The organism is Oribacterium sp. KHPX15, from assembly GCF_900107835.1.
Lineage (GTDB): Bacteria > Bacillota > Clostridia > Lachnospirales > Lachnospiraceae > Oribacterium.
In genome coordinates this window covers 20,768-43,814 of record NZ_FNRG01000019.1, presented here as the reverse complement: position 1 = coordinate 43,814, position 23,047 = coordinate 20,768, and the positions used below count along the sequence as shown (strand labels likewise).

Here is a 23,047-nt window from a genome sequence, read left to right as displayed (position 1 = left end):
TTTAAATAGATGATCTAATAGTTTGCAGCACGTTTCATGGACTTCTGAACTCTGCGGTTCTTTTTTGAGCCTTTTACCATCGTGAAAGACTTTGAAGCCAGTCTTTTACGACGTACTCTTTCAACAGGGTCGGACTCGGGAACAAAAAGAGAAAGAACTGCATCAAGAATGTAATACCCTATTGATGCAATTGCAAAAAACAGAATAAGATTCATAAATAAATATTCCATATTGCCCTCCCTGCAAAAATATAATTTTCATATTATCTTCATCGCCAACTATAAAAAGAATATAAGTCATTTATGAAATATGTATAAATCTTGTATGAAAAAAGAAAGAATTGGAGCTTATAACACAATAGATAGTGGGGAGGCATTTTTTTGGGGAAATCAATGAATTAACCAACAGAATATTGTATACATAAAGCTGATTGTGAATGTTGCACAATTAATAATTCGAAAATTGTGCAAATTTAAAAACACGATTGACAGCAGATAATCGTGATGTTAGTATACGACACCGTTACAGGTCGTTCGAGACGACAGACAGTTAGTTATCAGAAAGGATTTGTTATGAAGACATTATTCCGTTTTTTAAATGATCTTTCAGATTGTGTACGTTTTGTTAATGAGTACAGATGGGAGAGATAATCCCCATCAGACAATAAAGATTTATTGCCGATCACAGACAATTTGTTTGACATCGCATAGGGAGTATGTGAATTATCGGATGATGATGAAAACGTACTTCGGCGGTGAGCAGGATGTGATTTAAGAGCTCATTTGTCATGCATACCGTATTGCCAGTATACGTTCCGAAATAAATAAATTCACCACTGCAGAAATGAGTACATGATCATATCTCCTCTGCCAGGGAGATAAAAACCTCCAAAGTATTACGTTTCTTTTCTACCCTTTCAATTATACTCTTTCCGTTTATACGTTTACCGGAAAGTTTTATTGCTTAAATCTATAGAGGTGAAAAAAGGAAATAGTTATGAATCCATATAACTATTGTATGTATGATGAGCTGTTAAAGCACTTCTGACAATTACTGTTTTTATAAAAAGAGGAGCTTATGTATCGAGGGATTTCAGTATCCTTTGATGCATAAGCTCCTCTTTGATTAAAATAATTATTTCGGGATATCACTTTTAAGGGTTCTTATCATGGTATAATTCAGTTGTTTGTTCAGTTTCTGTAGGAATGTTCTGAAGGTAAATAAAACTGAATTAAAACAAATGTGATTTAGGGAGGTATCGGAGTGTTGGAACGTAAAGCCTTAGATATAGGTACACTTATAAAATTTAATTCAGGTCGCATATACAAAGTGACCGGTGCCCCGATTGGTTATGGCGGAGGAGGAATCATATATCCGGTCATAGAAATGATTGAACAAGACGATGAATATGTAAGCAGAGAGTTTCAGTATGCTTTAAAAGAATGTTTTCCATATTCACCTCAGATTATACGTTCAGAAAGCGGTGAGATAACCTGTAATACAGAAGATGCTAAATCTAAAGAGTATCTTGAAACAGCGAAAAAGAATCTGCTTTCTGAAAATTCAAAATCTGCAGCAATTTATAAAACCTCCTCAAGAATTGTTCCGTCGATTGACGCATCTATGAGGGTTGATATATGTTTTTCCGACGGTGAATGGCACAGGATCAATAACTGCATGACGGTTATGGAATCATTGGATAACAAGGGCTATTCATTGGCAACATATCTGGAAGAATATAGGCGTATTGATCTTTTTAAGGCGCTTCATATTACTCAGCAGATATTATTTGCAATTAGAGAAATACATGATGCAGCGTACCTGCATCTCGACATACAGGCAGGAAATATTATTATACAGGGATCCATTGATGATGGATCTGATCTCATCAATATAATTGATTTTGGATCATCCTTAAAACTTGATGAGAATGAAAAAACAGTTTCTGTTGACAAAAAACACATCTTTTCAACTCCGGGGTTCCGGGCTCCGGAACTGTTTTTAACAGAAGGCGATAATTTAAAATTAACTACAGCAACCGATCTTTATTCTGTCGGTTGCTTATTGCTGTATATGTTGACCGGAAATATATATGACCAAACAGAATTGTTAAGTGTTAATGACGGCAAATATCTTACCAGCAGAAAATTAAGGCTTATAAAATGTCCCAAACACCTGCAGGATCAGCTGCAGTATATTATTGCGCGTTTTCTTGAAAAAGAACCAGATAAGAGATATCAAACAGCAGATGAAGCTCTTAAAGATATTACGGCTCTTAAGGAAGCGGTGGTTCCCAGAAATGCTGGTTTAAAAGCCGTATATTATGATGCATTTATCTGTTATAAACATAATGAAATAGACAGTGCTGCTGCAAAAAAGCTGCAGGAACAACTGGAGCATTTCGTTGCTTCTAAAGATGTATCAAAGGATAGAAGACCCTTTAAACGAGTCTTTATTGATGATGGCGAATTGTCAGCGGGTTCTTTGGAAGAAAACATTGATTATGCTCTGAAAAATTCCAAATATCTTATTGTTGTCTGCAGTAAAGAAACACCTAAAAGCATATGGGTGAACAAAGAAATAGATACATTCCTGGAAACCCATGACCGGGAACATATATTACCTGTTTTAATAGATGGAGAACCTGAGGAAGCTTTTCCTGTAAAGATACAGAAATATCATGATAAAAATACCGGAATAGAATATGATGAGCTTTATGCCCCGAATGCTAAAGGTGAAAGTCTCAATTCGATTCTAAAAATAATAAAAAAGGATACAGTCTATAGAATTGCTGCCCCTATGTTAAATACAACATATGATACATTAAAAAACAGACAGCAGCGATATATACAGAAACTGGTTATTAAAGCAAGTCTATTGGTTATTTGTGCACTTGCTCTATTTCTGTTTTATGCGTTTAAACAAAATACGGAAATAAAAAACGAAAGAATACAATCAGCTGTACATAATGATCAATATCTTTCTAAGCTTGCACAGGAACAGTATGAAGCGGGAGAGATAGATAAAGCAATTGAGACAGCACTGGAGGCACTTGATAAAGATGGTATAGAAAAACCTGATAATGCTTTAGCATTGAATATTTTGAGTAAATCATTGAATTTATATCAACAAAATGATTTGAATTATCAAGTGACAAAAACATATTCAGAAGAAGACCATATCTATGATTTTATAATTGATAATAAAAACGAATACTTATTTATAAATACGAATAGCGGAATAAACATTTGGAATTCCGAAAGTGGAGAAAAAGTAAATTCAGTTCCGTCAAGCGCGAATTCAAATATTATTCAATATGATGATGAACATATTATCTTTAATGAAATCAATAAGATATGTTTTTATAATTTTAAAACTTCCAAATATGATTGGACATACGAGGCATTTTCCTTATCGGATTTAAGTAATAAAAGTCTTTCGGCTGGCTTCTTAAAATATGCAATCAATTTGAATCATAATAGTGTTGTTTGTTTTACTGCCAATGAAGTTGTGGAGTTGGATATCGAAACAGGAAAAAAGGTTAATTCAATCCCGTATAAAATCGAAGAGGTATACATTTATGGAAATGATATTTCTATAAGTCCCGATGGTTCAGAAGCAGCTGTTAATCTTATTTTCCAAAACCAAGTCCCTGATTACGCTGCCTTTTCCAATGATGCAGATTACAATAAATATTTTTCTGAAACTGTAAATACAAGTATATTGTTAATTGATTTAAATGATGCAAATTACGATATAATAAATCCACAAATAGGAGTGTTATCATTTATTGGATTAGTTGATCAGAATAATGTGATATTATCTAAAACTAACGGTTCAGGTACTACGGCTGTTTCTAAGAATTATGTTGTCAATGAAAGTTCTGCGTATAGTAGTTATGAAGTATATGCATTTAATGTTGACTCAAATCAGATAATGTGGACCTGTTCTTTTTCAGATGCACAAATATCAGATGATCAACAACTTTTTAGTATTCTTTGTGATAATAATCTGTTACTGCTGTCTTCTGGAAATGAAATCAAGTTAATAAACTATAGCACAGGAGAAATCATTAATCAGTGGATGCTGACAGATAAGGTTATTTCTATGGTTCCAACCAATACCACAAACCAGTTCAGCGTTGTTACAGCTGATGGAAAAAGACATATGATGACATTATTTGAAACGGTGTCATATAATGTCGGGATTCTGCCGGATGGGATTAAAAAAATACGATATATTAACAATGTTTTTTATATTCTGGAAAATGATAATGATAAGAAGATAAAGAAGATTGAAAATTGCCATGACGAAATGTTTACTCCGATAAAAATGGAGGGCGTTGATAATACATATTCCCCGGAGCTTTGTAATGGATTGATCATTCAAAAAAGCTTTGAAAATAACGAAAGTATATATGTATATGATTTACATGATGAAAAACAATACTCTGTTGAAGCCACCAATGAATATATAGAATATCCCTATATAGGACATTCTGATGAAAATGATTTTCTATATAGCTTTGATGGATCTAAAGGAGCTGTATTTAAATATAATTTAAATAATGGAGAAAAAAATAGTATCGAAATAGATTCTGGAAGCACAAATCCCGTGAAACAGGTAGTTAATGTAAAGGGTAAGTATATATTTTCGATTGCGCATTACAAAAGCAATAAATATATTTATGATTTTTATATGTGGGATCCTGATATAGAAAAAATAATAATAATTAGTAGTTTAGAAACAGAAATAGACTGGGAAAACTATAAGGATGTATCATTTACTGTTGATAATAAGGGTGAAAATATGCTTATTATCAGTCGAGATGTAGAAAAAGGCCAGGAACAAAATAGTTATGACTTGTATCTTCTAAACCTTAATACATCAAAAATGAATCATATCTTAAATCTTGATGATGAAATTAATTTTTATAATAGTTTCAAGTGGAATGAAAAAGGAACTATGTTTTCTGTATTAAAAGATGGTACTATTGATATTTACTTAAATGACGGCCAAAAAAAGCAGTCGATAGATTTAAAGGATATTTATGATAAAATCATAGATTTTGATGTTAGTAATGATGATCGTTTTCTGATGGTTTTAACAACGGACAAAAACCTTTATAGATTTGATATAGAAACGGGATCGTATTCCGGAGCTCAGGATTTAAACGAATACCTAAATGGTAGTCTTAATGAGCTTAGTGAATGTAAGTGGACTCACCTAGATGATAATAATACCGTTTTGCAAATAGACCGGGATGCATTAATTTTTAATGTTCACGATTCTGATTGCGGAGTTATAGGTAAGATTGATTCATGTGTTGGGTATGATAAAACGAATGATGTATTTATTGTGAAAACCATTAATAATGAGTTAGGTGAATTTAAAAGATATTCTATTGACGATATAATAGAAAAAGCCAAAGAACGTATTAACAAATAAACCGGGTGTTGATTGGAAAGCAAAAGTTGATATGAGCTGTTTTTATGGAAAATCAATACCCGTGAGGCATACAGACTTGATCACTGAACACTGAAAGCAGCGAGTTTTAAATGAAATTGTCCCCCGGACTGTTTGTGTTAAACAGTCCGGGGGACATGTTGTTGGAAAAGTTATGAGCTCCTTTCTTAATTGTCTTTAAGACTATTACATATTACAGAATATGAAAAGCCTGGAGACTGAGTTCCATCTACATGAGCGCTGATAATAGATCTCATCATTACCTGCTCCATTGGATGAGGTGGATAAAAACCGGTTAAATATGATTTTTCCAGAACTACATTTGCGGTTTCCATTAAGGCGGCGATCGTTTCACAAATGTCTTCAGGATCTTTTAAAGACCATTCATTATCCCAGCATAAACAGAATCCGTTCCATAATAGAATAAGGATATCCTGTTTGTTGACGTGGGTTTTTCCCATTAGCAAAGATTCCAGTAGGGAACCTGTTCCTTTTCCATCAAGATGTACATCTTTCAGCTGAGCTCTGCCGGTAAAAGAAGCACCAACCCAGCGCCATGCCTGTTGCCTGTCGTCTGTATCTGTGAATATTTCTTTTATTGTTGTCATTGCTGCACCGGAAATATTTGCACATTTGTCCGGAGATATCTGACTTCCATCATACAATAAATCCCGCTGATCTTCTGATGGTTTGTAAGTACGGTTTGCAATTTTTATCATGTTATCAGCAAATTCATCTGAGGACGGAATATTATGTGTTGTAGTGCAAATGTTATAAATATATACAAAAATGTCTCTGTATATGGCTGTGGCTGTTCCGGAAGGCTTGTCTAAATATGCTGAATTGTCAACTAACCATTCGATAAAACAATCATCTATCTTCTCAGGTGAGTTTTTCTTCCAATAATCGATTTTCTCCTTTAAATCTGGTTCGATATGTTCAGTGAATCCATCAGGTTTATCGTCAGGAGTTGAATCAGTAATTGTATTTTTCTTAGATTGTTTATATCGCTCTTTTAATTCTATGGCCTTGCGGCAACTGTCATTATTGATGAAAACATAGGCATCTATAATATCATCAGACAATTTGAAATTAAAACTTTCATCTAAAACAAAAACTCTGTTTAAGAACCAGGACATTTCCAAAAGATCGAATCCGAGATAATGTCCCAGTCTCAAAGCCTCTTCTTTTGTGATCAATGTCAGGGAACGAGTCCTTTTTAATGCTATATCAATTAGTTTTGAACATGTTTCTTTATCTGATGAATCTAAAATACGATCAGATGCCACTTCGTTTAGATACTCGGCGAAATGACTCAGATTGAATCTGGTAAATGCTTCTGCCTGCTTCACTGTGGGCGCACATAATTCGTAGGTTTTACCTCCTGCTTTATAATTTACAACCTCACCGAGTTCTTCATTGCCAAGTAATCTGGCATAAAAAATACGCATTAAGGCAAATTTCGATGATATTGCATACTCGCTGGAAAAATCTTCGAGAAGTTTTTTCCAGGCTTCTGCACCGGCGTCAGGAGACATGTTTTCTATATCACGAGTGGTATCAATCATTTCTTCTACTTTTTTTGGAAATAAATAGGAATAAGTGATTCCTTCTGTATATAATCCCATGGTTATGATCTCCCCTTATTTTTATTGTAGTTTTATACGGTTTTTAAGACTTATATGGCTTTATTATACACTTCTTTTGAAACCGATACTATAGAGAATACAGATCATTGAGGAATGATTAAAAGGAAAGTACAGATTCCCGGAAAACCAGAAAAATGATGCATGCTACTATATGAACATAACAATTGTTATAGAACCGGTTTCCAAAATATATAAATATCATGATGCTTTAATGAATACGAATAGGAGGTGGTAAAAATCTTTAAAAGAAAATATATGGATCCTTCAAGCATTAATCTTACAAGTGAACAGCTGGAATGTACTGATGGCTATATAAAAAAGGCAATCGATATTTACGAGAAAACAGACCATCTCAAAACTGCGACTACAAAAGATTTCAATAACATTTACATTAATTTATCCAATGCTGTTTGCACAATACTAAAATCAAACCTGAAATTCGACTTAAAGGTAAGCGCAATTGAAAACATAAACAAAGTCAAGCAGTACTATTGATTAAAACTCACATTTAAGAATGGTTGTTTATCACTTTATGTTAATGCAACGTATAAAAACAGATTTCGCGAAAACTGTTACATAAATAATGAATATGCTGTTTTACAGTTATTTAAAACTATCAGTAAACAATAATATCAAGAAGAAATGGAGAAAAATGATATGAAAAAAGTTATAGCAAGAATTTTTTTGGTCCTTTCGATTGTGCTTAGCTGTTTCATCGGACCTGAAATGGTTGCGATGGCCGGGCAGAGTGGATGGGTGAAAAATGCAGATGGAGCCTGGACGTACATGAATAAGAACGGAAAACTTGCCAAGGGCTATTGTAGAAATGTTGAAGGAGATAATAAGTATTATTTCTTCTGGTGCCCGGGTTATCATGATGAAGACGGAAATACACATGAAACATATACGCTTGCATGGAATAAACTGATCATTAAGGATAGTACCGGAGAACCAATGTATTATGCTTCAGAAGAAGGTCCGTTACTCGAAAATTATGAAATAACATATAATGGCTATATATATAAGTCAAACAAGAAAGGTGTGCTTAAGAAGAAAGGCAAGGCATCTGACGGGAATGATTATGCAGAAGACAGATCCGGAAGTTCATCATCAAGTGTGCAGACAAACAGTAGTGGTACCGGAGACATTTCATCAATCTATCTTCATCAGGAAACCAATAATGACTGTACAGCGACTGCCGTTGCAATGATGCTGAGATCAAGAGCAATCCGCAGGGGTGAAGATCCTAATGGCATCACCCTTTCAGGACTTAAGAATAACTATTGGAGTTCGTACGGGATGGCATGGAGTGGAACGTATGGTAATATTTCATTCACTTCTGATGACGCTTCAATTAAGAACAATAGCGTAGGAAGTGGTGTCGGAAATATGCGTTATAATAATCTGGCAAGTACTCTTTCAGCGCATCCTGAAGGTGTAGTTTTATACCTTTATGACAGTTCAAATGGTAATAAATCTCACGCTGTATTTGTTACAAGAATCTCTAACGGAACAATATATTGCCTCGACCCCGCCGGACCCGGCTATGAAATTCCTATATCAGATTGCTCGACATACAATTACAACTTTGGTCTCAGCTCTCAGGATAGTATCCTTCGTTTAGACAATACTGGAGATGGAAGAAGTTTTCTCTGGTACTGCACAAGCTAAGCAATATACATGCAATCGGATGGAGATCTGATCTTCAAAATAGAATAATAACCATAATAGTGACAATTGTTCGGGCTGCGATCGAAGCAGCCCGAATATTTGATTGTAGGAATTTAATTAATAAAAAAAGATCTGACAGGATCAACAGGTAAAATAATATATATTTAGTGTTTTTTTGAATTAAAACGTTGGTGGACAGAAACTACAGATTCCAGTAAAACCGAAATGAAATAAAGGTGTATAATAAACATATCAAGTAAAAAACATTATTAATTCTACTCGGAGTTGATTATTAGGTCTATAATATAGATCATGTGGGTAGTAAAACTAAGGAGGGTAATTATGTTTAGAAAAACGGTTAAATCAATTGCAGCAGCAGTACTTATGGCAACAGCATTATCAACAACTTCATTTGCAGGCCAGTGGTTACAGTATGGTCAGAATTGGTGCTATCAGAAAAGCGATGGTTCATTTGCCAGAAATCAGTGGGTAGGGAATTATTACCTTGGCAGTGATGGAATAATGTACACCAATTCATGGACTCCCGACGGATATTATGTTGATGCTACAGGAAAATGGGATGGAAGATCGGCTTATGGCACAAGTACAACATATGAGCCGGTCAATGCTATAGGACAGCTGCTTTATAATAGTCCAAGGGTTAATGATATGATCAACTACGGTGAAACGACATTTAGTTATTATGGTGCTCCAGTAGAGATTATATCAAGTGCTGATAAAGTGATTTACGACAGGGGTACTTACTATGAAATCCCGAATGGTAGGTTGTATGGAGCATATTTTAATGAGTACGATGATCATGAATACTATGTTTTACAATCAAGTCCTTTATATGTCAGAAAGAATGCGGTTGCTCGCATAATTGACAATACCATGACAGCTGAACAGTTAGTACAGAATTATGGTTCACTCCATGTAGGGGGATATTTGGCCTTGGATACTGTAGCCAGTGGCACATCATTTGATTCAAATGGATATATAACAAGGTTTACCGCTCATTGCTTTGAATGATTTACGGGTGAAATACTTGACAGAATCTAAAAAAATTTAAGAACATACAATTAATGATTTGAATTTAAACGTCAAGAATGAGAAAGTGCATATTTCCCGAAAACTACAATTATACAAAAGTGTATATTAGGCTCATCAGGTAAATCAATTGATTTCAAACATAATATAAGTCATGTAATAGGTGAAACTAAGGAGGTTAGTTATGTTCGGAAAAACATTTAAAATAATTGCAGCTGCAGTACTTATAGCAACGGCATTATCAACAGTTTCATTTGCAGGCCAGTGGTTACAGTATGGCCAAAATTGGTGCTATCAGAAAAGTGATGGCTCATTTGCCAGAAATCAGTGGGTGGGAAACTATTACCTTGGCAGTGACGGAATAATGTACACAAATTCCTGGACTCCCGACGGATATTATGTTGATGCTACAGGTAAATGGGATGGAAGATCGGCTTATGGCACAAGTACAACATATGAGCCGGTCAATGCTATAGGACAGATTCATTATAACAGTCCGAGACTATACGGCACGATTTGGGGTGAAAATAAATTAAGTTATGCAGGAACCCCGGTAGAGATCATTAGATCTAATGATAATGTAATTATCGATAGAGGTACTTACTATGAATTGCCTAATTGCGTATGGGAAGCACCATGTTTTGATGAGTATGGAGATTTCTCCACATATGATTTTCTGACAGGTCCAATATATATCAGAAAGAATGCTTTAGCTGACACAAATAGTGGTACCATGACAGCAGAACAGTTAATACAGTATTATGGTTCACTTCATCAGGATAGTTATTACAACGGAGTATTTAGAACCGTCGGTGAAAAAACATACTTTGATTCAAATGGATATATAACAAGGTTTACTTCTTTTCCTTTTGGTTGATGAATAATATTTGAATATAAACGACTAGACCCAGAAAGTACAATTTTTGTGAAAACTGAAATGTAACAAAAGTGTATAGTAAACATATCAAGTAAAAAGAGTATATATTCTACTCTGAGTTGATTTATCAGATCTATATTCTGAATCATGTGGGTAGTAAAATCTAAGGAGGAAGTTATGAAGAAACACTTATTAATCGCTACATTGGCAATTTCTGTTCTGGCATCATTTGCTGCAAATGCAGGAACATGGAAAAAGAACAACACCGGGTGGTGGTATGATTACGGAAATGGAACTTATCCTGCTTCAACCTGGGACTGGATTGATGGAAACAACGACGGTGTGGCGGAATGTTATTATTTTAATAAAAAGGGTTATCTGCTTGTTGATACAGTATCACCTGATGGCTATGAAGTTAACAGTGACGGCGCCTGGGTTGATAATGGAAAAGTTCAAACAAAGAATGTTGCCCAAAAAACTAATACATATTCAAACACAACCAGAAGATTAACTGATGAGCAGGCAGAAAAAGCATTTTTGAATTATTTGTATGAATATATGCCTCAATTAAAAGAAGAATATTATCAAGATACAACTTGGTACTGGGATTTAGTAAAAAGTGATGAAAATGAGATCCTTATCAAGTTCAGATCTTATACAGCTGCTCAATCTTATTATTATATTGATCGTTATTCAGGATATACTTATGTGACAAGATTAGATGTTGTAGAAGGAACAGAAACACTAACAGATAGAAGTTTTAATCTTTGGGATTATTTATACTGATAATTAAGCAGGAGAAGCGTATGAAAAAATTATTATTCACAACATTTGTAATCTCTGTTTTGACAGCGTTTATGGCTAGTGCAGGAGTATGGAAGAAGGACAGCATAGGATGGTGGTATGATTACGGAAACGGAACCTATCCTGCTTCCTGCTGGCAGTGGATAGATTCTGATTCGGATTATATAGCAGAATGCTATTACTTTAATGATAAAGGATATCTGGTTACTAGCTCAGTAACTCCGGATGGATCTCTTGTTGATAGAAACGGTGCATGGATATCTGTTGTTAATACAAGTGTTCCAAATGACGGATATGTTCAGACTAAAGTTGTTGCTCCAAATGGCTTATACGGGAATTTACAGACAGGTACATACTATTTTGCTTCAGGTACAGAATACGTTGCTCTTTTGGGTCAACCATCTTATAAAGAAAGAATTATATATGGTTTTGATTTAATAAGAATTTCATATTATGGAGGTGGCTTGTTCTATGAACTATTCATGGACGGACATAAAGTCACTTGTGGTAATCTGATACAAGAATCATATGGAAAATACGGAATGTATTCAACATTCGTTGAGGATAGTTATTATCCTGATGGTCCGTGTCCAGTTGAAATAAATGCTATTTCTGATGGTAAAATAATTATTCATACATGTAACGATCCGGATGGTGTATGTGATGGTTACTATGTAATGGTAAAAAGGTAGCTAAAAATATCTCGTTATACAACATAGAGGAAGATTATTTCAGGTTAATGTAGTTTAAATCAGGCTGTCGTCAATCGGCAGCCTGATTTTTTTGTAGTTCGAGACATGGTATAATTCAGTTATTTGTTTACTTTCTTTTGGATGATTTGAGGGTATAATCTTCTATTTATCATTATTAAACCACTGTAAAGGAAAATAAATACATCCTCCGAAATATCTTGAATATAAGCGTCAGTAACCAGAAAGTACAGATTCCCGGAAAACTGTAGTGAAATAAAAGTGTATATTAAACTCATCAAGCAAATCAATTTATTTCATGCCGTAAAAATTAGCATTTGTTCTACTCTGACTGGATTATAAGGTCTATAATATGGATCATGTGGGTAGTAAAACTAAGGAGGAAGTTATGAAAAAACACTTATTAATCGCTACATTAGTTATTTCTGCGCTGGCATCATTTGCTGCAAATGCAGGAACATGGAAAAAGAACAACACCGGGTGGTGGTATGATTACGGAAACGGAACATATCCTGCTTCAACCTGGGATTGGATTGATGGAAATAACGACGGTGTGGCGGAATGTTACTATTTTAATAAAAAGGGTTATCTGCTTGTTGATACAGTATCACCGGATGGTTATGAAGTTAATAGTAACGGCGCCTGGGTTGATAATGGAAGAGTTCAAACTAAGAATGTTGCCCGTACAACAAATACAAATTCAACCACAACCAGAAGATTAACTGATTCTCAGGCACTTGATGCATTCGAGAACTATTTGGACGAAGAATGGCCTACGATAAAAGATTTAAGAGAAAACGGTAATTGCGCTTGTTGGGCATTAGCGTCAAGTGATGATAACCAGATTGTGATTGCATTCAGATCCTATACAGGTGCATCTGCTAGTTACTATATCGATCGTTATACTGGCGAAACCTTATATAGATTCGAACGACTTTTGGATGGAACTCCTGTTGAAAACCCATTCGAAAAGATGAATATTTGGGATTATGTTTACTGACAATTGAAAAAATAGTTGGAAATTATTCTTTGAAGTATAATGAGGGCGGTTCTCTACGGAGAACCGCCCTCAACAGCGTAATAATAAACTGAGTTTCCGCATAGACATATTCTTTTTGAATTTATCTCTCTATAAAAATAATACCGAAATATCAACTTTTAGCGCCTCTATCATGCTATAATTCAGTTATCGATTTCAATACAGCAAATCAACAATTCAAGTTCGCTGATCATCAGGGGGTTAACATTGGAACGAGAAAACAGTACATCTATAGTATGGAAATATATAGCCATAGTGCTCATCGCGGTAACGATAGCTCTGACAGTTGCCATGGTCACACTTATAAACAGCAAGCTTAAGTCCCGTACGGTGGCCGAAGAAACACCGGCAAATACAATAGAAGAAACAATGGCAGAAGTGGTGGAGACCATTGGTGAAACAGTTCCCGAAACAGAAGCACCGGTTGAGCTCTCTGCAGCAGAAATGGCGGTTGAAACCGGCAATAACATGCTTACTTACTGGACAGATTCAGCTCTGACAAAGCAGCAGCTTATATCCTATATGTCTGACATTACAGAAGAGAGCAGTCCGAATTTCATACCGGTAGATCGACGTATAGCGGTTTTTGACTTTGACGGAACATTATTCTGCGAGACAGATCCGAACTACTTTTGGTACAACCTGCTGGTTTATCGTGTTTTTGAGGACGACTGTTACAGGGCGAAAAAGTTTGAAAAAGCTACCGCCCAGAAGATAGTTGATCTTAACGAAAAAGGTAAAAAAGCAAATAACCTTCCTATGGACATTGCCAAGAGTATAGCTTCTTCATTTGCCGGCATGACCTTGGAAGAGTTTGATACTTATATTCAGAATTACAAGCAGCTCCCCATGCCGAGTTACAACGGGCTTCTCCGTGGAGACGCCTGGTATCTCCCCATGCTTCAGATAGTTGAGTATCTTCAGGCCAATGATTTCACCGTTTATGTTGTGAGCGGATCCGACAGATTTATAGTTCGAAGTATTGTGAAGAATTCTCCTCTTAATGTTCCCATGCGTCAGATAATCGGTACTGACGAAAGCGTTGTTGCCACCGGACAGGAGGATGAGGATGGTTTGAGCTATACATTTACCGGTAAGGACAAAATTGTTCTTGGAGGTCAATTCCTGAGAGGGAATGTTAACATGAACAAAACAACTGCCATCATTCAGGAGATAGGAGTGCAGCCGGTACTTTCTTTTGGCAATACCATGAGCGATGCCAGCATGGCTATGTACACCATTACCGAAAATCCGTACAAGAGCCTTGCCTTTATGCTTTGCTGTGATGATCTGGATCGCGAAAACGGTAACCTTGATAAGGCCAATGCCATGTACCAGAGCTGTGCCGAAAATAACTGGATTCCGGTTTCCATGAAGAATGACTGGACAACCATTTACGGCGACAGTGTTACAAAGAAAGTCGGGGTAGATGAAGCCCTGGCTCCTGCGGCATAAAAACGAGAGAGCGGGGATGAAACCGTCAAAAAGTTTCATCCTCGCTCTTTTTATATTGTTCATTTGGTAATCCGCTTCGTTCCCGGTGGATTACGAGTTATTCAAAGGCATGAACCGACAGCTTTGTGATATAGCCATTGGCATCGAAAGAAGTAGCACAACCAATGGTGCACAGTGAAATGTATCCACCTTCATAGAGTGAACCGTACTGCTGTACAACCTGCTCGGCGGTTATAGTGATTGTAGCGCCGGTATTATAGTCATATTTATTAACCGTAGCGTTCTTTCTTACGTAAATTGGGCCTGTAACCAGAGTGTAATAGCCATGCTCACCATACTCATCATAGTAAGCTCCCAATACATCACAGTTAGGTATCTCATAGTAGGTACCCCTGTCGTAAAAGGCCGTATCGTTGCTTTGGATGATCTGTACCGGGGTTCCGCCATAACTCCAGGTCATTTCGTCAGTGTTGATCATATCAGCTACCAGGGGACTGTTGTAAATATACTGTCCTATGGTATTCACGGGCTCTTGTGTGGTTCCGGTGTTTACAGAGGGTCTTCCGTCCCATTTACCACTGGCGTCAACATAGTATCCGTCGGGAGTCCAGGAACTCGTGTACATGATTCCGTCGCTTCCTAAATAGTAGTTCCCTACCCACTGGTTTTTTGCATTGGACCCGTCATCCTGCTGATAGTACCAGTCTGAGCCATACTGCAGCCATTGTCCGGCAAAAGAAGTTGCTGATAATGCAGCTGCCACAAGCGCAGTCGCGGCAATTGTTTTCATTATTTTTCTGAACATTAGATACCTCCCATCATATTCAAATATTTAGTTACTTCCCATTATAGTCAATCGGCAAAATACTGACAAATATTAAGGCAGATGCCTGAAATGTCCCTAAGAGAGAAAGATCTTGGATAGAAATCCTCTGCGGTGAACAGGACACGGATAAATGTATATATAATAAGATGTGAGATATGTGTTAAATACTGAGATTATGGTAGAATATTTCTTATAGATAACCGGTGTTTCATGTTTAAGGAAGGAACAATGTGGGATGAAACGAGTATGGATTATTTTAGTGGGGTTAATGATGTTATTTGGATTATTCGGATGCAGATCGGAGGCCATGGGTGGTGAAAAGACCAAGGGGGAAACAGGCACCTGTGGTGAGAATATAACCTGGACTTACGATAAATCAACCAAAACTCTGACTTTCTCGGGTACCGGAGAGATGGAAGCGGAGAAATTCATGTGGTCGGATTACAAGATCCAGAAGCTGGTTATCGGCGAGGGAATCACGTCCATTGTGAGAAATGCATTTTATTCGAACCAGAACCTTACCGGTGAACTTGTGCTACCAAGCACTCTGAAAACCATAGGCGAATTTGCATTTTATGGTTGTGAGGGATTGACCGGTGAGCTTATTCTTCCGGATTCGGTTGAGAAAGTGGGCGACTATGCATTTACGCGTTGCAAGGGCTTTACAGGTATCAAGCTGTCCAAGTCTTTGAAGGAGATCGGAGATGAAGCATTTGCAGACTTTGAAAATGCGGAAGGCACTCTGGAACTGCCGGACGGTCTCGAAAAGATCGGAAGATGTGCTTTTATCAGGGCTCGAAAACTGAGAGGAGATCTGATCATTCCGGATTCTGTGACTTCCATGGGAGACTGGGTTTTCAGCGAGTGCGGCTTTGACGGGAAACTGAAGCTGCCTGCAAATCTTGAAAAGATTGAGTACTCCTGCTTTAACCATTGTGAGAACTTCACAGGTGATCTTGTGATTCCGGACAGTGTTAAAGATATCGATTTCCACGCGTTCTGCGGATGCGGCTTTGATGGAACATTAACTCTGCCTAAGGGACTTGAGCATATAGGAAACGGTGGATTATCCTATATGAAAAGACTTAAAGGTTCGGTGGTGCTTCCAGACAGCCTGAAGCTTATGGAGAACAATGCCTTTGAAGGAGATGAGTGCATCACTTCGCTTAAGCTTCCGAAAAATCTGGAATACATCTGTTCCGGCTGCTTCAGGGGTTGCAATAGTCTTACCGGTGAGCTTGAGCTGCCCGAATCGCTGCTGGTTATCGGTGACCATGCTTTTGGTGGAACTGCTTTTACCGGTACTTTGAAGCTTCCTTCAGGACTTATTTCCATAGGTCAGGCTGCATTTTCAGGCTGCAATGGCTTTACTTCCATAGCAGGATTCCCTGAAACACTCACACATATCAAGGATAGCGCATTTTCCGTTTGTGAAGGATTAACGGGAGAACTGGTATTCCCGGACGGCCTTGCTTATGTTGGTAAGTATGCATTTACAGGATGTGCGGGCATCACAAAGGTTACCTTCGGAAACGGTATTAGCAGTGTAGGACCTGATGCCTTTGGAAAGTGCGAAGGGCTCAAGTCTGCTGAATTTACCGGTGCCATAGCTGATTACTACGGACAGGATGAGAAGCATCCGAGCTTCCCTGAGGGATGTGTGGTTAATGCTCCGGCATCTGCAGTGAAGCGTATGGACACCTGGAAGGAAAACGCGTCGAAGGCAGAGCCGGGTAAAGAGAGCAGCACCTCAGCCTCATCTGATTTTGGAGAGGAAAGAGAAGTGCCGTATTACTGGACTTCAGCGCTTACAGGCGATGAGTATGTCGGCGAAGGACGTCTTGCCGACGTTGTACTGCTTTTCGATGATAATATTTTAAGTGTAAAGATCAACGGACGCGAACTGCTTACCGTAAATTACGAAGCTGATATGAATGCGGATCCGGAGGACCGCATCGTGACCACGAAGGGTTTCTTCTGTCGTGATGGTTGGATAGAGAAGCTTTCATACGATACCGGATTTTACAGTGATGACATCCTGACCGGAACATTAACGAAGGCAGACGGTTCAACGGAGGAAGTTCATTTCCACACCGGATCGGAGGAGAGTCTGTATATCAGACTTGAAGCATAAGTTTACCAAGACTGAAAGCTCTTGAGTTTGAAGGGAGTTGAATTGATGATAAAAAAAAGAAAAGGCTCTGCGTACTATACAAAGATGAAAGGGGGCTGGATCAATGTAAGTGTGGTGCTTCTTTTATCTCTTGCATTTCTTTCAATCAATGTCAGTAGTATGGCTGCATCCTCTTCAGGTTCCAGGGTAGTGGGGCATGGATGGGAGCCGGAAACAAATGACTCGGGAACCGGTATGGAGTCTGCTGGGACTCCGGGTGGTTCCGGTGCGACAGTGTCGGGATCTGCCGGTACAGAGACAGCCAAGTCAGAAGGAAAACTGACACTGATCGCCGCAGGAGATAACCTGATCCACAAAACCATCGTGGACAAGGCCTGGCATCCTGAGCTTGGGATCCATGATTTTCATTCCCTGTACACACCGATTCTCGATACCATACAGTCCCGGGATCTGGCTGTGATCAACCAGGAGACCATATTCATCTCCGACAATTCACTGATCAGTGATTACCCCACCTTCGGAACCCCGCAGATCATGGGGGAGGCACTGGTGGATACCGGATTTGACATTGTTCTTTCTGCCACAAACCACACCTGGGATAAGGGTGTTCGCGGAGTGAATGATACGTTGAATTACTGGAAGACATTCCATCCGGAAATCAAGCTTTTGGGAATTCATGACTCGCCTGAGGCTTTCAATACTATTGATTACGTGGAGAAGAATGGCATACGTCTTGCGATGTTCAATTACACCTATGGGCTGAATGGCTTTAGCGTACCCAATTCCATGTACTATATGGTGAACCTGTTGGGACAGAAGGAAAAGTTCCTGAATGATGTAAGGATTGCAGAGAATGAAGCGGACATGACAGTTTGTTTCCTGCATATCGGGGAAGAATACGTACACCAGCCAACGGCCTTCCAGCAGTCTTATGTGCACTCCCTCATTGATGCCGGCGCGGACCTTGTCATCTGTGCGCATCCTCATGTAGTGGAACCGGCAGGGTACGTTACCACTGCTGCAGGAAACACGGGCCTGGTTTTCTGGTCCTGCGGAAATCTGATTTCGGCGCAGTCCAAAGTTCCGAGAATCCTCGGCGGTCTTGCTGATGTGACCATCGAAAAAGATGATAACGGTACCAGGATAAGTTCCTGGGATTTCATCCCTACAGTCACACATTTTTCCGGAATGGACGTGAGGGTATTTCTTCTGAAGGACTATAACGACTGGCTCGCAGCAAAGAATCACGCGAACTATAATGACGGACCTCTTACTACCGCGAGGCTGTGGAACCTGTGGACCGGTGTTACCGGACTGCCAAGAGTAGAAGAGCAGGAATCGGAGGCAAATTCTTGATATATAAAAATCTGAGAGTTTTTACGGAGAATGGTGTATTCCGTCCGGGTGCCATAGAAGTCCGCGATGATATCATTGCCAATGTTTATTTCGGAGATGATGTGTCGCCAACCGTATCCGGTGAAAACCTCGACTGTGAGGGCGCATATTGTTTCCCGGGTATGACAGACCTTCACTTTCACGGTGCCATGAATTGTGATGCAGGTGATGCCACAATAGAAGCTCTTCAGACCATGGCGAGATATGAAGCTTCAATCGGAGTAACCTCCATCTGCCCCGCAACCATGACAGAACCGGTGGCAACATTGGAACAGATACTGAGTAACGCTGCGGATTTTCGTGATGATCAGCTCCGACATCCTGAAAAGCACACAGGAGAGGCGGAGCTTTGCGGTATAAATATGGAGGGGCCTTTTATCAGCATCGAAAAAAAGGGTGCTCAGAATGAAGCGAATATCCTGCCCTGCGATGCAGAACTTTTCAGGAGATTTCAAAAGGCCGGCAGAGGTATAGTGAAATTCATCGGGCTCGCGCCGGAGATGAAGGATCCGATGGAGTTTATAGAGACTGTCAGGAGTGAGGTTAATGTAGCCATTGCCCACACAAATGCCGACTATGATACCGCTCTTAAAGCCATGAAAGCCGGTGCAAAACACCTTGTCCATATGTACAATGCCATGCCGGAAATGACCCACAGAAACCCCGGAGTAATCGGCGCAGCCTTTGACTGTAAAGATGTTAATGCTGAGCTTATATGCGATGGCATTCACATACACCCTTCGGTTATCCGTTCAACTTTCAAAATGTTTGGAAGGGACAGGATCATCTTGATTTCCGACAGCCTTAGAGCAACCGGAATGGGAGATGGCACCTATTTACTGGGTGGCCTTCAGTTAAAGGTGGAAGGCAAACATGCCCGGATGATGAGAGACGGCGCAATTGCGGGATCCGTAACACCGCTCCCTGATTGTGTCAGGATAATGGTGAAGGAGATGGGAATTCCGTTGGAAGATGCCATATATTGCGCAACCGTAACTCCTGCAAAGGAGCTTGGTATAGATGACAGGAAAGGATTTATCAAATCCGGGAGACAAGCGGATATCGTATTTTGGAACGAAGATCTTTCACAGAGATTTGTATTAAAGGATGGAAATTAAACTTCGTACTGACCCTTTTTCCAACTAACACTTTACAACTGATTCATCCTGTATCCGATTCCCACATGAGTCTGGATATAGACCGGGTCGGTTGTATTTTTTTCTATTTTTTTCCTGAGATTTCCCATGGACACGCGGAGGGAAGCCATACTGCTGCTCCAGTTGTTGCCCCAGATCTCAGTGGTGAGATAGCTGTGTGTAACGACCTTTCCGACATTTTTTGCGAGAATGTTTAGCAGCTTAAATTCTATGGGAGTAAGCATCTTTTCGACACCGTCAACCTCGATGGTGTTTGAGACATAATCTATCTTAAGTCCCCCGTTTATGAAGATACTGCTGCTGCCGGAGATGTCGGACTGTTTCTGCAGCCTCCTTTGAACCACACGGATACGGGCAAGGAGTTCATCAACAGAAAAAGGCTTGGTCAGGTAGTCGTCGGCCCCGGCGTCCAGGGCACTTATCTTGTCTGCCTCATCCTGCCGGGCACTGACAACGATGATAGGCATCTCGCTCCAGGTACGTATCTTTTTGATGAGGTCTACGCCGTCCATATCCGGAAGACCCAGGTCAAGAAGCATAACCTCCGGATTGTGGGAAGTTACCTGCAGTATGGCAGACTGCCCATTCTCTGCAGTCAGATAATTATAGTTATGAGCTTTTAAAGTGGTGGTAATGAGGTTTCTTACAGGTGCATCATCCTCAACTGCCAAAATAGTAAACTGATTCAAGATTTCCCCCTTAATTCAAACGATGTATGCCAACCATGCAAAGCTTCACAAAAGATTACGCTGAAGAATATATTGGCAAGTAATTATTATTCCGGATAAACCCTCAGTATTCCATCTCCAGATCTGCCATGGGCAGAGTGAACGTAAATACAGAACCCGTCGGTTTATTGTCTGAAACAGAAATGTGCCCCTCATGATATTCTACTATCATTTTGCAGAGATAAAGACCGAGTCCCAGGCTGCGGCTGGAATCCGCAACGGTTTTCTGACCGGTATAGAACATCTCGAAAATGCGGGCTTTATCGGAATCCGGTATTCCCGGACCGTTATCTGCTACGGAAACCGAGGCGGTGTTTTCTGTTGCGGTGAGACGTACTGTTATTTCAGATCCCACCGGAGTATATTTTATAGCATTATTAACGAGATTTGTAACTACCTGCTCTATGAGATGTATATCCACATTCACAAGAACCGTTGTATCCGCAGGGATAAACACTATACTGTGCTCCGACTGCTTTCTGTCAATGTGCCTCAGAGCTTCGTTGATGAGGTCCTCAAGCAACTCTGTTGATCTGTTGGCCGTGATGCTGCGGTTAATTCCGTTGTTGATACGTGTTATGGAAAGCAGGTTTTCCACAAGCTCCTTAAGCCACTCAGCATCATCATATATATCTGTATAAAGCTGTTTTTTTACATTTTCATCGTTAATGCTTCCGGACATAAGGTTGCTGGCATTCCCCGAAATAGAAGTGAGGGGAGTTCTGAGATCATGTGACAGGGATCTCAAAAGGTTGGCCTGAAGCTGCTCGTTTTCTGCCTTCAGCTTTGCGGCTTCCTTCTCCCGGCGGTTGGCATTGTTTTCAAGTGCCAGGGCACATTCGCCGAGAATGGAAAAAAGGACATTATCCGAAAAAATATCACTTTTACGATCCTCACCCGCTATTCCCACGACTGCGTAAACATTTTTATTTACCCTTGCTGCAAAATAGGTGCATTTGGACTCTGCGAACTCCTTTGTACCGAAACCTGCGGCATGGTTCTGATTCATGACGTATTCGGCAACAGATTTTTCAAAAACACTGTTGTATACGGTATCTGAGGTATTGTCCTTTGTGTGGTAGATACGGCAGGAACCAAGCGCGGGAATACCGTTATTCTTTTCTACGGGATAAACCACCACGTCAGAATCCAGAAGTTTGATTATCTGTTCTGCTGCAATCCTGAGGATTTCTTTTTCTTCCTCCGCTTTGTCCAGAAGCTGGCTCATATCCAGAAGGAGCCTGGTTCTGTATGCGGTGTCTTCATACTGTTTCGAAGTTTTACGGAGCCTCGATGCCAGGGAGCCGGCGAGGAAGGACGACAAAAACATTATAATGAAGGTGATGGTATAGCTTGAGTCATAGGCAAGCAATGTATATTTCGGTGCAGTGAAAAAGAAATTGAAAACCAGCACACCGAGAAAAGAGGACAGGAGACTATAGGCGAGGCTTGTGACAAAGGTTGCAAGTACCATGGTGGTCAATATGTATAAGGTTATGATATTTGCAACCGAAATGCCAAGATGCGTAAAAATGAGTCCGATGACGGTGGCTATGGTCAGGGCAAGGAGACATTTCCCAAGCTCCATAAGTGAATGCTTATATCCCGAATCCTGCTCATCCCGGAAGCTTTTATGAATCGCTCTGTTGTCCGGAATGATGTGAATCTCCATATCGGGGATCTCATCCACAAGCTTTTCAACGATGGTCTTTCCGAAAAAAACCTTATGCTGGTCGTTAGCCGGTTTTCCTATTACGATGGCGGTAACATTATTGAAACGGGCGAAATCTGAAATCTGATAAGCTATGTCGGTGCCCGTCACATCCACTTCCTTGGCTCCCAGGGATACGGCAAGAGATTTATTACGCTGAAGGGTTACTTTACTCTTTTCGGGAAGAGCGGCAAAACCCGGTGTCTCAACAAAAATTGCTGTAAAATCTGCCCGTTCGGCTCTGGCAAGATTTGCTGCAATGCGAATAACCCGTTCATTACTGGGGCTTGAGGATAAGCACACCAGTACGTGGCGGGGTATCAAGGTTTCTGCTTCGGTTGGATGATTAGTGATGTCCTGATACATGATTTACTT

General features: G+C 39.4%; 17 protein-coding genes. 12 read left to right on the top strand and 5 right to left on the bottom strand.

Features of this window, described 5'->3' with window-relative positions:
- Positions 1-14 precede the first annotated feature (14 nt).
- Complete coding sequence (locus BLV86_RS11635) at positions 15-230, bottom strand: hypothetical protein (protein WP_031547778.1); 216 nt, start codon at positions 228-230, stop codon at positions 15-17.
- A gap of 273 nt (positions 231-503) precedes the next feature.
- Between BLV86_RS11635 and BLV86_RS17875 the strand changes: the two genes are divergently transcribed.
- Positions 504-650, top strand: coding sequence for a hypothetical protein (locus tag BLV86_RS17875; RefSeq protein WP_175456530.1), 147 nt, complete (start codon positions 504-506; stop codon positions 648-650).
- Between the two features lie 613 nt (positions 651-1,263).
- Positions 1,264-5,448: a protein kinase domain-containing protein gene (locus tag BLV86_RS11630; protein ID WP_139297914.1), complete on the top strand. Its 4,185-nt coding sequence runs from the start codon at positions 1,264-1,266 to the stop codon at positions 5,446-5,448.
- Positions 5,449-5,633: 185 nt separating this feature from the next.
- On the opposite strand, the gene BLV86_RS11625 is transcribed toward BLV86_RS11630, so the two are convergent.
- Positions 5,634-7,094: a hypothetical protein gene (locus BLV86_RS11625; RefSeq protein WP_090817485.1), complete on the bottom strand. Its 1,461-nt coding sequence runs from the start codon at positions 7,092-7,094 to the stop codon at positions 5,634-5,636.
- A 678-nt stretch (positions 7,095-7,772) separates the two neighbouring features.
- Between BLV86_RS11625 and BLV86_RS11615 the strand changes: the two genes are divergently transcribed.
- The 7 genes from BLV86_RS11615 (at position 7,773) to BLV86_RS11585 (ending at position 14,721) form a co-directional block, all read left to right on the top strand.
- Complete coding sequence (locus BLV86_RS11615) at positions 7,773-8,786, top strand: hypothetical protein (RefSeq protein ID WP_090817479.1); 1,014 nt, start codon at positions 7,773-7,775, stop codon at positions 8,784-8,786.
- A 342-nt stretch (positions 8,787-9,128) separates the two neighbouring features.
- Positions 9,129-9,818 carry a hypothetical protein gene (locus BLV86_RS18120; protein ID WP_090817476.1) on the top strand — a complete coding sequence of 230 codons (690 nt, stop codon included), beginning with the start codon at positions 9,129-9,131 and terminating at the stop codon, positions 9,816-9,818.
- A 202-nt stretch (positions 9,819-10,020) separates the two neighbouring features.
- A complete protein-coding gene (locus BLV86_RS18115; RefSeq protein WP_090817473.1) occupies positions 10,021-10,713 on the top strand; it encodes a hypothetical protein in 693 nt (230 codons plus the stop codon).
- 177 nt (positions 10,714-10,890) lie between these two features.
- Positions 10,891-11,499, top strand: coding sequence for a hypothetical protein (locus tag BLV86_RS18325; RefSeq protein ID WP_242873298.1), 609 nt, complete (start codon positions 10,891-10,893; stop codon positions 11,497-11,499).
- A gap of 20 nt (positions 11,500-11,519) precedes the next feature.
- Positions 11,520-12,209, top strand: a complete 690-nt coding sequence (locus tag BLV86_RS11595; RefSeq protein ID WP_090817471.1) for a hypothetical protein — start codon at positions 11,520-11,522, stop codon at positions 12,207-12,209.
- A gap of 406 nt (positions 12,210-12,615) precedes the next feature.
- The gene (locus BLV86_RS18320; RefSeq protein ID WP_242873297.1) at positions 12,616-13,227 is read left to right on the top strand and encodes a hypothetical protein; all 612 of its coding nucleotides are present in this window, start codon (positions 12,616-12,618) and stop codon (positions 13,225-13,227) included.
- 246 nt (positions 13,228-13,473) lie between these two features.
- Positions 13,474-14,721, top strand: coding sequence for a haloacid dehalogenase-like hydrolase (locus BLV86_RS11585; protein ID WP_090817468.1), 1,248 nt, complete (start codon positions 13,474-13,476; stop codon positions 14,719-14,721).
- Between the two features lie 97 nt (positions 14,722-14,818).
- Here BLV86_RS11585 and BLV86_RS18315 read toward each other — a convergent pair whose 3' ends face one another.
- Positions 14,819-15,526 (bottom strand): hypothetical protein, encoded by a 708-nt coding sequence (locus BLV86_RS18315; RefSeq protein ID WP_090817465.1) that lies wholly within the window; start codon positions 15,524-15,526, stop codon positions 14,819-14,821.
- 256 nt (positions 15,527-15,782) lie between these two features.
- On the opposite strand from BLV86_RS18315, the gene BLV86_RS11575 reads away from it, so the two are divergent.
- The 3 genes from BLV86_RS11575 to nagA are packed head-to-tail and all read left to right on the top strand — an operon-like array spanning position 15,783 to position 20,194.
- Entirely contained in the window at positions 15,783-17,681 is a 1,899-nt protein-coding gene (locus tag BLV86_RS11575) for a leucine-rich repeat domain-containing protein (RefSeq protein WP_090817462.1), read from the top strand.
- Positions 17,682-17,726: 45 nt separating this feature from the next.
- A complete protein-coding gene (locus BLV86_RS11570; protein WP_090817459.1) occupies positions 17,727-19,037 on the top strand; it encodes a CapA family protein in 1,311 nt (436 codons plus the stop codon).
- Entirely contained in the window at positions 19,034-20,194 is a 1,161-nt protein-coding gene (nagA, locus tag BLV86_RS11565; protein ID WP_090817456.1) for an N-acetylglucosamine-6-phosphate deacetylase, read from the top strand. The genes BLV86_RS11570 and nagA overlap by 4 nt, the downstream gene beginning before the upstream one ends.
- A 32-nt stretch (positions 20,195-20,226) precedes the next feature.
- Here the strand turns inward: nagA and BLV86_RS11560 are convergent, their stop codons facing one another.
- Positions 20,227-20,922 carry a response regulator gene (locus BLV86_RS11560; protein WP_090817453.1) on the bottom strand — a complete coding sequence of 232 codons (696 nt, stop codon included), beginning with the start codon at positions 20,920-20,922 and terminating at the stop codon, positions 20,227-20,229.
- A 103-nt stretch (positions 20,923-21,025) separates the two neighbouring features.
- Positions 21,026-23,038 carry an ATP-binding protein gene (locus BLV86_RS11555; protein ID WP_090817450.1) on the bottom strand — a complete coding sequence of 671 codons (2,013 nt, stop codon included), beginning with the start codon at positions 23,036-23,038 and terminating at the stop codon, positions 21,026-21,028.
- Positions 23,039-23,047 lie beyond the last annotated feature (9 nt).

What these genes read in the sequence shown, in the direction of transcription:
- BLV86_RS11635 (WP_031547778.1), bottom strand. Translation starts at nt 230, where the DNA reads ATGGAATATTTATTTATGAATCTTATTCTGTTTTTTGCAATTGCATCA.
- BLV86_RS17875 (WP_175456530.1), top strand. Translation starts at nt 504, where the DNA reads ATGTTAGTATACGACACCGTTACAGGTCGTTCGAGACGACAGACAGTT.
- BLV86_RS11625 (WP_090817485.1), bottom strand. Translation starts at nt 7,094, where the DNA reads ATGGGATTATATACAGAAGGAATCACTTATTCCTATTTATTTCCAAAA.
- BLV86_RS11615 (WP_090817479.1), top strand. Translation starts at nt 7,773, where the DNA reads ATGAAAAAAGTTATAGCAAGAATTTTTTTGGTCCTTTCGATTGTGCTT.
- BLV86_RS18120 (WP_090817476.1), top strand. Translation starts at nt 9,129, where the DNA reads ATGTTTAGAAAAACGGTTAAATCAATTGCAGCAGCAGTACTTATGGCA.
- BLV86_RS18115 (WP_090817473.1), top strand. Translation starts at nt 10,021, where the DNA reads ATGTTCGGAAAAACATTTAAAATAATTGCAGCTGCAGTACTTATAGCA.
- BLV86_RS18325 (WP_242873298.1), top strand. Translation starts at nt 10,891, where the DNA reads ATGAAGAAACACTTATTAATCGCTACATTGGCAATTTCTGTTCTGGCA.
- BLV86_RS11595 (WP_090817471.1), top strand. Translation starts at nt 11,520, where the DNA reads ATGAAAAAATTATTATTCACAACATTTGTAATCTCTGTTTTGACAGCG.
- BLV86_RS18320 (WP_242873297.1), top strand. Translation starts at nt 12,616, where the DNA reads ATGAAAAAACACTTATTAATCGCTACATTAGTTATTTCTGCGCTGGCA.
- BLV86_RS18315 (WP_090817465.1), bottom strand. Translation starts at nt 15,526, where the DNA reads ATGTTCAGAAAAATAATGAAAACAATTGCCGCGACTGCGCTTGTGGCA.
- BLV86_RS11575 (WP_090817462.1), top strand. Translation starts at nt 15,783, where the DNA reads ATGAAACGAGTATGGATTATTTTAGTGGGGTTAATGATGTTATTTGGA.
- BLV86_RS11570 (WP_090817459.1), top strand. Translation starts at nt 17,727, where the DNA reads ATGATAAAAAAAAGAAAAGGCTCTGCGTACTATACAAAGATGAAAGGG.
- BLV86_RS11555 (WP_090817450.1), bottom strand. Translation starts at nt 23,038, where the DNA reads ATGTATCAGGACATCACTAATCATCCAACCGAAGCAGAAACCTTGATA.